This is a genomic window from Ruegeria sp. BH8 (assembly GCF_056538065.1).
The window spans coordinates 1-11,877 of the sequence record NZ_JBQFSP010000018.1 but is presented as its reverse complement, the minus strand read 5'-3'; the positions used below and the strand labels follow the sequence as shown (position 1 = coordinate 11,877).

Annotated in this window: 10 protein-coding genes; 9 read left to right on the top strand and 1 reads right to left on the bottom strand. The window is 55.6% G+C overall.

Annotated features, from left to right (window positions below):
- Position 1 precedes the first annotated feature (1 nt).
- Positions 2-1,090 (top strand): ATP phosphoribosyltransferase regulatory subunit, encoded by a 1,089-nt coding sequence (locus ACR0AD_RS19020; protein WP_480489012.1) that lies wholly within the window; start codon positions 2-4, stop codon positions 1,088-1,090.
- Positions 1,087-1,776, top strand: a complete 690-nt coding sequence (gene hisG, locus ACR0AD_RS19015; RefSeq protein WP_480489014.1) for an ATP phosphoribosyltransferase — start codon at positions 1,087-1,089, stop codon at positions 1,774-1,776. The genes ACR0AD_RS19020 and hisG overlap by 4 nt, the downstream gene beginning before the upstream one ends.
- Here hisG and ACR0AD_RS19010 read toward each other — a convergent pair whose 3' ends face one another.
- Positions 1,777-2,208 (bottom strand): DUF1489 family protein, encoded by a 432-nt coding sequence (locus ACR0AD_RS19010; protein WP_267363648.1) that lies wholly within the window; start codon positions 2,206-2,208, stop codon positions 1,777-1,779.
- A 114-nt stretch (positions 2,209-2,322) separates the two neighbouring features.
- Here ACR0AD_RS19010 and ACR0AD_RS19005 point away from each other — a divergent pair, with 114 nt between their 5' ends.
- From ACR0AD_RS19005 to ACR0AD_RS18975, 7 genes are all read left to right on the top strand, one after another.
- Positions 2,323-4,605 carry an adenosylcobalamin-dependent ribonucleoside-diphosphate reductase gene (locus ACR0AD_RS19005; RefSeq protein ID WP_480489016.1) on the top strand — a complete coding sequence of 761 codons (2,283 nt, stop codon included), beginning with the start codon at positions 2,323-2,325 and terminating at the stop codon, positions 4,603-4,605.
- 322 nt (positions 4,606-4,927) lie between these two features.
- Entirely contained in the window at positions 4,928-5,206 is a 279-nt protein-coding gene (locus tag ACR0AD_RS19000; RefSeq protein ID WP_170723698.1) for a hypothetical protein, read from the top strand.
- A gap of 627 nt (positions 5,207-5,833) precedes the next feature.
- Positions 5,834-6,292, top strand: a complete 459-nt coding sequence (locus tag ACR0AD_RS18995; RefSeq protein WP_480474019.1) for a hypothetical protein — start codon at positions 5,834-5,836, stop codon at positions 6,290-6,292.
- 190 nt (positions 6,293-6,482) lie between these two features.
- Positions 6,483-8,243 (top strand): adenylate/guanylate cyclase domain-containing protein, encoded by a 1,761-nt coding sequence (locus tag ACR0AD_RS18990; RefSeq protein ID WP_170556818.1) that lies wholly within the window; start codon positions 6,483-6,485, stop codon positions 8,241-8,243.
- A gap of 303 nt (positions 8,244-8,546) precedes the next feature.
- The gene (locus tag ACR0AD_RS18985) at positions 8,547-10,109 is read left to right on the top strand and encodes an arylsulfatase (protein ID WP_480489018.1); all 1,563 of its coding nucleotides are present in this window, start codon (positions 8,547-8,549) and stop codon (positions 10,107-10,109) included.
- 126 nt (positions 10,110-10,235) lie between these two features.
- The gene (locus ACR0AD_RS18980) at positions 10,236-10,610 is read left to right on the top strand and encodes a DUF4345 domain-containing protein (RefSeq protein WP_480489020.1); all 375 of its coding nucleotides are present in this window, start codon (positions 10,236-10,238) and stop codon (positions 10,608-10,610) included.
- A gap of 16 nt (positions 10,611-10,626) precedes the next feature.
- A complete protein-coding gene (locus ACR0AD_RS18975) occupies positions 10,627-11,484 on the top strand; it encodes a DUF302 domain-containing protein (protein ID WP_480489022.1) in 858 nt (285 codons plus the stop codon).
- Positions 11,485-11,877: the final 393 nt, after the last annotated feature.

The following is an 11,877-nucleotide window of genomic DNA, read 5'->3' as shown; positions in this document are numbered from 1 at the left end:
CATGCCCAACCGTTCCCAGATACAGGCCCGTGCCGCGATGATGCGTGTCCGGTTCGAGGCTGCGGGCGCGCAGGTGGTGGATACCCCGCTGCTGCAACCCGCTGAAATGTTGCTGGACCTCTATGGCGAGGATATCCGCGCCCGTGCCTACGTCACCTCGGACGCGCTGCGGGGCGAGCAGATGCTGCGCCCGGATTTCACCCTGCCTGTTGTTCAGATGCACATGCGGGACGGGGCCGAGCCAGCGCGCTATACCTATTCAGGTGAGGTGTTCCGCCGTCAGGAACACGACCCGGACCGTTCGAACGAATATATTCAGGTGGGGTACGAGGTTTTTGACCGCGATGATCCCGCTGGTGCCGATGCCGAAGTGTTTTCGCTGATGGCAATGCAACTGCGCGGGCTGCCTCTGCGCGCAGCGACCGGGGATATCGGTATCCTAACCGCGGCTGTCGAAGGGCTTCGGACCACAGACCGCCGCAAGGCCGCGCTGATGCGGCACCTGTGGCGGCCGCGCCGGTTTCGTGCGCTGCTGGACCGGTTTGCAGGGCGTAAACCGGGGCCCGAAGGCCGTGACGCGCTTTTGGACGCGGACGACCCGATGGCGGTTGATGTTCCGATGATCGGCAAGCGCCGCGGGCCCGAGATTGCCGACCGGATCAAAGCCCTGCGTGAAGATCGCGCTGCGCCGCCGATCTCTGACAATGAACTGGCCGGGTTGGAAACGCTGCTGAATGTGCGTGAAACCATGCCCTTCGCGTTGGAACAGCTGAGGGATGTGGCAGTGGATCTGCCGCAGATCACCCCGGCACTGGACCGATTGGAGGCGCGGATCGCAGCCCTGCAAGCGCGTGGCGTCGACGTCGCCCGGCTGGATTTCGAAGCGTCTTATGGCCGGACATCGATGGAATATTACGACGGGTTTGTCTTTGGGTTCTACGCCGAAGGCCGTCCCGACCTGCCGCCTGTCGCCACCGGTGGGCGCTATGATGCGCTGACGCGCCGTTTGGGGGATGGGGCCGAAATCCCCGCGATCGGCGGAGTGATCCGCCCGGACCTGATGCTTGAAATCGAGGAGGCCGTGCTATGAGTGTGAAACTGGGCGTGCCCTCGAAGGGCCGGTTGATGGAAAAGACCGTTTCATGGTTCGAAAAACATGGCATCGTGCTGTCCCGCAACGGCTCGGACCGGGAATATGCGGGTAGGGTCGACGGGATTGACGGCGTCTCGCTGGTTCTGTTGTCGGCGGGTGAAATTCCGCGCGAACTTGCGTCGGGCCGTATTCATCTGGGCGTCACCGGGATCGATCTGGTGCAAGAAAAACTTCCGCGCTGGGAACAGCAGGTCGAAGAGATCGCGCAGCTGGGCTTTGGCAAAGCCGATCTGATCATCGCCACACCCGCCTGCTGGGTCGATGTGGACACGCTGGACGATCTCGATGCGGCGGCAGCAGCATTTCGCAACACCCATGGCCACCGGCTGCGGATCGCCACCAAATATCACCGACTGGTGCGGGAGTTCCTGACCGACGCGGGCGTGGCCGACTACACTCTGGTCGACAGCCAGGGAGCGACCGAAGGTACGGTCATGAACGAAACAGCCGAAGCAATTGCCGATATCACCTCCTCAGGTGAAACCCTGCGGGCAAACCACCTCAAGATCCTGTCGGACGGTCTGATCCTGCAATCGCAGGCCACGTTGTGGCGCAGCCGGGTTGCAAAGGTCGACGCGGCGGATAAGGCGGTTCTGACGGAAATGCTGGATCGGCTGCGGTAACTACAGCACACCGATATCCGCAAGGGCGCGGTTCAGATCATCGGGCAGGGTGTCATCCTGCGCGCGCCCTTTCGGAAGGTCGGCTGGTGTATCTTCGGGCTTCAGGTATCGCCAACCCTGAAACGGGCGTTTCAAGGCGTTCTGGGTCCGATGTACGTTAGGGTCGAGAACGATGGCGCAGCGGCGGATACCGTCCTCGCCGATCACCTCGTCCAGGCGCAGAATGCGCTGACGGCACTGTACGACACCTTTGATGACCCAATAGATTGATCCGCCATTCAGAATCTCGGCATCACGTTTGGGCCACATGCGGGTTACGTGGCGCGGATATCCGTCCTCATAAAGCGGTTTGCGGCTGTCTTGCCACGCGATCAGAGAGTCCACGCTTTCCGAACCAACCGAAAGTTTGATGAGGTTCACGTACTTATCCACAGCTTTCCCACAGAGTCGTCCCTTTGCTATCTATCCATTGTAGCTCAGGATTGGCTTTCATCAAGGTGTAGTGGGTGTTAGTCTGGATACCTCTTTCAGCACAGGGAATCACCAATGAGCCGCTTTGCCGCCCCCATCGCCGAGCAGATCTGGGACATGAAATACCGCTTCAAACAGGCGGATGGCACGCCCATCGATCAGACGGTTGAAGACAGCTGGCGACGCATCGCCCGTGACCTCGCGCGGGTCGAGGACGACCCGGATCATTGGGAAGACAGGTTCTACGAGGCACTGGAAGATTTCAAATATCTGCCCGCCGGGCGCATCACTGCTGGCGCAGGCACCGCGCGGCAGGTGACACTGTTCAACTGCTTCGTTATGGGCACCATCCCCGACAGCATGGGCGGCATCTTTGACATGCTGAAAGAGGCCGCGCTGACCATGCAGCAGGGGGGCGGGATCGGCTATGATTTCTCGACCATCCGCCCGCGTGGCGCGGATGTGAAAGGTGTGGCGGCAGATGCCTCTGGCCCGCTCAGCTTCATGGATGTGTGGGACGCAATGTGCCGCACAATCATGTCCGCGGGCTCGCGCCGGGGGGCGATGATGGCCACCATGCGCTGTGATCACCCTGATATCGAACAGTTCATCACCGCCAAATCCGACCCGGCCCGCCTGCGCATGTTCAACATGTCGGTGCTGGTGACCGATCCCTTCATGGAGGCGGTCAAGGCCGACGGCCCGTGGGAGTTGCAGTTTGACGGCAAGATCTATCACACCGTTCAGGCGCGTGATCTGTGGAACAAGATCATGCAGGCCACATATGATTATGCTGAACCGGGCGTGATCTTCATCGACCGCATCAATCAGGCCAACAACCTGAGCTATGTTGAAACCATCGCCGCGACGAACCCCTGTGGCGAACAGCCTCTGCCGCCGTACGGGGCTTGCCTGCTGGGCTCGATCAATCTGGCGCGGCTGGTTGCCGAACCATTTGGGGATGCCGCGCATCTGGATGAACCGGCGTTGCAGGAACTGGTCGCGACAGCCGTGCGCATGATGGATAACGTCGTGGACGCCTCGAAATTCCCGCTGGCCGAGCAAGAGGCGGAAGCGCAGGACAAGCGCCGCATCGGGCTGGGCGTGACGGGTCTTGCGGATGCGCTGCTGATGCTGGGCCTGCGCTATGGGTCCGACGAGGCGGCGCGCCAGACGGAACGCTGGTTGCACGCAATCGCCCGCGCCGCATATCTGGCCTCGGTCGATCTGGCTAAGGAGAAAGGCGCGTTCCCCCTGTTCGACGCCGAGAAATATCTGGCCAGCGGCACGATGCAGCAAATGGATGACGACGTCCGCGATGCGATCCGCGAACATGGTATCCGCAACGCTCTGCTGACCTCGATTGCGCCCACGGGCACGATTTCGCTTTATGCCGGGAACGTGTCGTCAGGGATTGAACCGGTCTTTGCCTATGCCTACACCCGCAAGGTTCTGCAAAAAGACGGCTCGCGCACCGAAGAAGAGGTCGTGGATTACGCCGTTCAGATGTGGCGCGACAAGTTTGGCGACGCAGCTCTGCCGGACTATTTCGTCAATGCCCAGACCCTGACGCCGTCGGATCACGTCAAGATGCAGGCGGCAGCGCAGAAATGGATCGACAGCTCGATCTCCAAGACCATCAACTGCCCGGAAGATATCAGCTTTGACGCATTCAAGGATGTCTACATGCAGGCCTGGGATCAGGGCTGCAAAGGGTGCACGACCTATCGCCCCAACGATGTGACCGGCTCGGTTCTGACCGTTTCGGAAAGCGATGACAAGGTGCCGGGGGAAAGCGCGAATGCGCCTCATGAAATTGAAGGCGGCGACGTCATCTACATGTCCGAACCGCTGGATCGCCCGCAATCGCTGGAGGGGTCGACCTACAAGCTGAAATGGCCCGATAGCGAGCACGCGATTTATCTGACCATCAACGACATCATCATCTCGGGCCGCCGCCGCCCGTTCGAAGTGTTTATCAACTCCAAGAACATGGAACATTACGCCTGGACACTGGCGCTGACGCGGATGATCTCGGCCGTGTTCCGTCGGGGTGGGGACGTGTCCTTTGTGGTCGAAGAGCTGAAAGCCGTTTTCGACCCGCGCGGCGGGGCGTGGGTCAAAGGCAAGTATATCCCATCGATCCTGGCCGCGATCGGGGGCGTGATCGAACAACACATGGTCGCCATCGGCTTTCTGGAAGGCGAAGGGATGGGGTTGAAATCCGATCCCCAGGCGCAAGTGGTGAACCTGGACGCGCCACGTGGCAAAGCCTGCCCGTCCTGCGGTCAGTACGACATGGTCATGATCGAAGGCTGCATGACCTGCCGCAGCTGCGGTCATTCCAAATGCGGATAGGTATGAAGCGCTGCACAAATTGTGTGGGTGGGCATAAATAGCCCATAAGGTTGATTTTTGCGCCCATTTGAACGGTCTTTAATGCCCGCAGATTCTTAAGACTTTGAAATAAAATAAAAAAGATTCCTGTAGAGTTCTGAGATTGTTCTGCGTTAGGCGACCGTCGATAACATTCGCGCTATTGACCAAGACCAGAAAATCTCAAGACTGTGGCCATGGAACCAAATCGTCTCATACGCGTCACACGCAAAAGCTGACCAGAATGTTGTACTTGCCCAGCAAAACCGCTCGGGCAGTTCCATGGCTATCGGATACCGAATTGATGAAAAACAAATCGCCTATCGAGGAGTCCCCTCAGTACTCCGAATTGAACGCTCGATTTTCCCGTTTTCTGCTGGACTTCCGAAAGGAAAAACTCGCGCAGCAACTCGCCGGAGACGACAAAAACCGTGACGAGATTACTCGCGGAGACTTTCAATCATTCAAAGCGCGGATGACTGAGGGATTAGAACTAACCGATTACGATCTAGATCGTATTCACCGCCGAGTATTGTCTGTACTTCTCCGCCCCGAAGCGGGCTCTGAGCTACAAGACGAATGAGGCCGGAAGGCGTGAAACTGGCGTGTAGACCAATCTGACGTTCACACAATCAAGTAAACCAGTTCTCGGTTCAGTGTGACGCTCTGTGGCGTGGTCGAAGATTCCGTATGTCGATGCCAAAACAAAACGTTAGAACGGTCGACGCGAAAGGCCAACCAACAGACAGCTTTTACTTGTGGGCAGTGCAGCATGAAAGTATCACTGCGACATTTGCTGCGGAGTTTGAATGTGACTAAAATTAATAGAAGCGACATTTACGACAAAAACCTGAACTTTCTTATCGGCTCAGGTGCCTCACACGGGTTGTTGCTGAACGCGCCTCGGCGCAAGAGTGTACCACGAATGCCGCTTTGGGCTGTCTTTTGACTTTGCAAAGTCAGCTTTCTGTGCTGCGCCGGAATTCGTACAGGTCGCAGCATTCGGTAGGTTTAGAGTCGACTTGGCCATTCTCCGCGGCCTGCATGAATAGCTGGTCGCAGCCCAAAGCGGACCTTCATCACTAAGCTTTGCAATCTCTGAGATGCGGGACGAAGCTGACTTTTCAGGTCCGGCTATGCGTTCCTTTCCTAGCAATAAATTTCGTAGTCTCTATCATGCTGGTTTTGCCCCACTGTCGAAGGAAACAACATGTTGCGTTCAATGCTTATCCCCGCAGTTCTCTTTGCGCCTCATTGTCTGACTGCTGCAGAGAAAGTGTCGGCAACGAACTTCTATGTCGTCAACCAAGAGCAAATTTCCGCGGGCGAGGACGTGTTCTGGAAAGAGGACAACTATGGGACTTATACCGTTGACGAGGGACCAATCGATCCTGGTTTTGTCCGGTGCGTGGGCTCGGGTTTCGGCGGACCCAGCGGTGTCAGCGGCGGTGGCGTCTGTGTTTATGGTGAAGAAGAGGACACGTTCACCATGAGATGGGAGGTTGTTGCCTTCGGCGTCAACAACTGGCGGATTGTTTCCTCCACCGGCAAATATTCGGGGATGACTGGAAGTGGAACGACCAAAACACGTGTGGCGTCAAAACTCCTGGCGCTACCGCACCGTATTTCTGACTGGGAAGGCGAGGTTGCCTTGCCCGCTAGGGATTGAAACTCGAACTGAAATGGTCGGGGATGATGCTGATTTGAAAGGTTGGCAAAGCCCGCATTGGGCTTGTTGTCGCCTTTCGTTACTTTTCACATTAATGACCGGTGGCAGCCCGAAGCGGACATTCTCGAAAGTTGGCACACTACTGCCGAACTTGATAGATTCGAAAAAAGGTTGCTATTGGGAAATGCGCATGACACGCCGACTTGCCGCCATACTTGCCGCCGATATGGTCGGCTACTCACGGCTTATGGCGGCTAACGAGGCGGGAACACTTGCTCGTCTCAAAGACCTACGACGGGACATCATCAATCCAAGTATCGAAAGTGCCGGAGGTGAGATTATCAAGCTTACTGGTGATGGCCTGTTTGCACTTTTTAGCTCGGTCGTTTCTGCCGTTGAGGCCGCAGCGACGCTCCAGAAGGCGCTGCACGCCGCCGAAGCCGAGAGCCCCACCGAAAGCCGGATCAGCTTCCGAATAGGGTTGCACATTGGAGACGTAATCTTGGACGAGGGCGACATTTATGGCGAGGGTGTTAATCTTGCCGCAAGACTCGAAGGCATCGCTGACCCAGGCGGTGTCATACTGTCTGACGACGCATGCCGGCAGGTTCGAGGCAAAATCGAACACGACATCATAGACCTTGGCGAAGTAGCGCTCAAAAACATCTCCGAGCCAGTTCGCGCCTACAAATTGGCGATGGAGGGCAAATCAGATTCCACGCAAAACCAATCTCAACCCACTGACAAACCCTCCATCGCTGTCTTGCCCTTCCAGAACATGTCCAATGATCCAGAACAGGAATACTTCTGTGACGGCGTTTCCGAAGACATCATCACAGAGCTCTCGCGCTTTCCCGAGCTTTTCGTCATCGCCCGCAACTCCTCATTTTCGTTCAGGGGTCGCCCCGTCACCCATATAGATATCGCTCGAGAACTCGGTGTTCGCTACATGCTAGAGGGTAGCCTCCGTCGAGCCCAAAACCGCGTACGCATTACTGCCCAACTCATCGACTGCACAAATGGAGCCCATGTTTGGGCCGAGCGCTACGACCGCACGCTAGACGACATCTTCGCGTTACAGGATGAGATTACACGCAGCGTGGTCGGCGCCATCGCCCCCCAGATATCCATTGCCGAAATAGATCGCGCGTCTGTGGCTCGAGATATCGACTTCAACTCCTACGACCTCTCGCTACGTGCAATGGCGATCTTCTACGCGGGAGGCTTCTACTCTCAGGATAAGTTCGATGAGGTCATATCGGTCTCTGATCGCGCCATTGATCTCGACCCGCGCAACGTCCAGGCCCATTGGATCAAAGCGTTTGCCTACCTGATGCGTTATCTATACCAGTTCGATGAGGACCCCACCGAAAACCTGGGCCTAGCTGATAAAAGCGTTGAACCTCTGTTTCTTGGTGGTCAACTCGACCCGCGCGCCTTATGCGTTCGCGGTATGGTTCGTCATTTCCGTGGAGATTTTGACGGGGCCAACGCCGACTTCAGTTTGGGCTTCACACTGAACCCGAACTTTGCCCGGAACATCTTCTTCATGGCCTGGCATGAATCTTTGGTCGGCCGAACCACACAGGCGCGCGAACATGCCCACCTTGCCCTCCAGCTTTCCCCACGCGACACTGACCTCTGGGTAGGAGACGCCTATCTGGCGCTCGCCCAAGCTGCCTTCGCCGACGCTGATTTTGAAGACGCAATGCGTTGGGGTGAGCACGCCATTCAGATGACGCCGCGTGCGCCGATCCGCCGGGCTCTTATGATCGCCAGTGCCGCCCACCTCGGGCGCGCCGAAGCAGGCCTGCCACATGAGCAGGCGCTGGCGGATTTCGCCCCAGCGTTCCTAGACAGCATTGTCTCCGGAGCTTTGATCCTCTTCCGTCTACCCGAACACAATGCGCTTTTGGTCGAAGGCTTGAAGAAAGCTGGTGTTAAGCCGTAGAGTTGGTCAGGATGCCAAAGCTCGAAACTATCGCAGACAAATCGTGCCAAGGGCCAATCCAATTTTAGCGCAATGTCCTCGAAAGGTTCTAAGCAATCGCTCATTGCTTCAATCGGCGACGACTGTTTCCAGCCCAAACCGGACATTCAACCCAGGACTTTGCAATTCCGGCTTGGCGGGCTTTTTGGTCGAAGAAATTTCTTGCACCAAGGTGCTGAGCCCAAAAAGTTAACAAATCAGACCGTTCCTCTAAGCCGATGTTTTTCCTATGGTTGGTAAGAAGTACCAAGTCGGGAGGTCTTAATGAACAAGCTTATCTCAGTAACGGGTGCCGTCTGCTTTGCTTTCACTGGAGCTTGGGCCGACGAACATACCCCGCCCAACATTCTTGTCATCATGGCAGATGACGTAGGTTGGGCGAGCGTCGGCGTTTACCACGGAGGTGTCAAAAGCATCGAGACGCCGAACTTGGATCGCCTCTCCTCTGAGGGTGCTCGTCTCACAGATTATTATGCCGAGCCAAGTTGTACTGCCGGTCGATCAGCTTTCATGACCGGACAATTGCCAATACGGACTGGTATGCACACGGTTGGACTGCCGGGAGATCCGGTAGGTTTAAACCCAGATGACCCAACGCTTCCGATGTTCCTGAAAAAGTTGGGGTATACGACGGGGCAGTTCGGAAAAAACCATCTAGGCGACCTCAATGAGTTCCTACCGACTGCAAAAGGTTTCGACGAGTATTGGGGTTGGCTCTATCACTTGAATGCTATGGAATATACGTCTGATCCGGATTGGCCAGACGACCCAGAATTCAACGCGCAATTTGCGCCTCGCAACATCATTCATTCATTTGCAACAGAGGAGGTAGACGAAACAGTCGACCCGCGATTTGGAAAAGTCGGGAAGCAGCGCATTATTGATGACGGGCCTGCGCCTCCTGAGCGCCAAAAGACTTTGGATGACGAAGTGACATCTTACACGAAGGACTTCATTTCTCGTGCAGTAGAGTCGGACACTCCGTTTTTTGTCTGGATGGCTCCAGCCCGTGCACACGTCTGGACCCACCTCAGCCCCGAATACGAAGCTATGTTGGGCAATGGGCGCGGACTTCAGGATGTTGTCATGAAGGAGTTGGACAACAACGTTGGTAACGTTCTCAGCCACCTTGAGGATCTGGGAGTTGCCGATAATACCATAGTGATGTTCACCGCCGACAATGGCCCGGAAACACTGACGTGGCCTGATGGTGGTACGACACCGTTTCATGGGGAAAAGGGTACTACTTGGGAAGGTGGCTTTAGAGTTCCTGCGATTATTCGCTGGCCGGGCAAAATTCCAGAAGGTCAAGTCTTGAATGGCATCTTCAGCGGAATGGACTGGATGCCAACATTTGTAGCTGCGGCTGGAGGTCCGACAGATCTAAGAGAAAAGCTCCTAGAGGGATATGAAGGCTATAAAGTGCATCTCGATGGCTACAATCAACTATCTTACCTGACGGGTGAGGATGAAGAGAGCAATCGCCGCGAGCTGATTTACTATCAGGGTACGGACCTCCAAGCAGTACGCTACAACGATTGGAAAGCGCACTTTGTCGTTCAAAACCACGGCTGGTCAGGCCCGAAGGAAGAACTGGTCGCCCCCTTGCTTTTCAACCTCCGCCGCGATCCCTACGAAAAAGCTGCGGAGGAAAGCGGTATGTACGTCCGCTGGATGGGTGAGAAAATGTGGGCATTCGGCCCAGCCGCCCGGTTAGTGCAGGCACATCTCGCTACTTTCGAGGAGTTCCCTCCGCGCGGGAAGCCGGTCGCCAATCAAGACCATGTTGAAGAACAAACATCAACCGAAGGCGGCATCTCTCAGTAGAGGAAGCGAGGCAACCAATACGCCTTTCCCACCGCAGCGTGGGCATCCGGCTCGGATCATCGGATGCCCAAAATAACCGACTAGGAATTTCGCAAAAAGCGAAACCTCTACGAGAAGGAGTCCTCCATGAGTGCTAGATTAGTCCTTCTGCTTGCTGCCGTCGGCCTCGTGCCAATTGCGTTGTCATACGGTCTGATGCCCGGCCGTTCGATCCCAGTTTTGCTGGGATTTCCAGTGGAAGGGACGAACCTGACGCATGTCTTCCGAGCGATTATGGGTCTTTATCTGGCAAACGCTTTGTTTTGGTTGGCAGCCGCTTCAAAACCAGAATTACAACGCCCCGCGCTGTGGGTTCTTTTTTTGTTTATGTCAGGACTGGCCGTTGGACGCATACTAAGCATCCTTATCGATGGAGTTCCGAACGGGATACTTCTCTTTTATCTTGCAGCCGAGATAGCTTTTGCAGCTCTGGCGGCGGTTTCTCTTAAAAAAGTACGGTGAAACAGGAAGTAGTAAAATGGTGAGGTTTGGCTTTGTTTTCTCGATGATTGCAACTCTATCAGTTTCGACATCCGCTTTTGCACAATCTTCATCTGCCCAGACTGCGGTGGACGAAAACTTCTTAGGGATTGAGACTGCCGTTGCCGAAGCGGGAGCTACTCCAATCGCATCGATAGATCACGCGCGCCTGGCCAAGGCCGAAGGCGTCGAAATGCCAGCATCTCGTGTACTCGTTTTCTCTGATCCAGAGGTAAACACACCTATACTGGAGGAGAACGTACGTGCAGGTCTGGACCTTCCTTTTCGCGTTCTTTCATTCGATCAGGATGGTCGACCGCAGATCGAATACACAGACTCTCAGTTTCTCAAAGTTCGGCATGGTCTAATCAATACCCAAGCGTTGAATGCATTTGAGAACAAGTTGCTCGAAGTCCTGAACGACTTGGATGCAGCACCAGCGCCGACCAAAGGATTAGTTGCAAACCATGGCATCATCGAATTGCGATCTGAGCTCAGCGTTCCAGAGGCAGTGGAACGTGTCAGGACAGCTGTGATGGGACAGGACGATACAGTCTGGTTTGGGGAGATCGATTTTGCGGCCGAAGCGTCCCAACTGGGGACGGAGCTGCCGGATGCTGTTCTCTTGCTATTCGGCGGACCAGCGCCCGGTGGTGTGGCTATGGCGGACTTTCCGGCAATTGGTTTGGATGCCTTTTGCCAAAAACTATTGGTTTACGCGAATGAAGAAGGCGGCTCCGTAGTCATTTTCAATGACATCGCTGCTTTGGCGGAGTTGCACTACGGTTCTTCAGCCGAACCTCATCACGGTTTGAACAAACGGCTGACGGAGACATTTCGCAAGGCAATTGAGTAGCCGCTGTTAGGAAAACGCAAAAAACCTTTGCCGATTGGCCATCTTTTCGTCGTCCGCTTTGGGTTGATTTCAGCGGTTCTCAACGCAACAGGCCTACCACGCTTTGGGCCGTTCGTTAAACTTTGCAAAGGCCGCTTTCTGCGCATTGCTGTAATTGGAGCTTCGCGCGGCATCAGTCGATTTGAACTCGGTAACGACCGTCGCTGACTTCCGTATATGTGGTTACAGGAAGCCTTAGGCGGGCCATGCCAACAGTGCTTACAATTCTGCGATGCGGGCAACCTATTTGGCACTCGTTTAGCTGTCCGTCATCGAATGATTTGGAACACGAGCGTTTGATTGGCTTAGGAGGATCAGGCTCGCCGCAGTTTCAATCTACGCCGCGTTCTGATG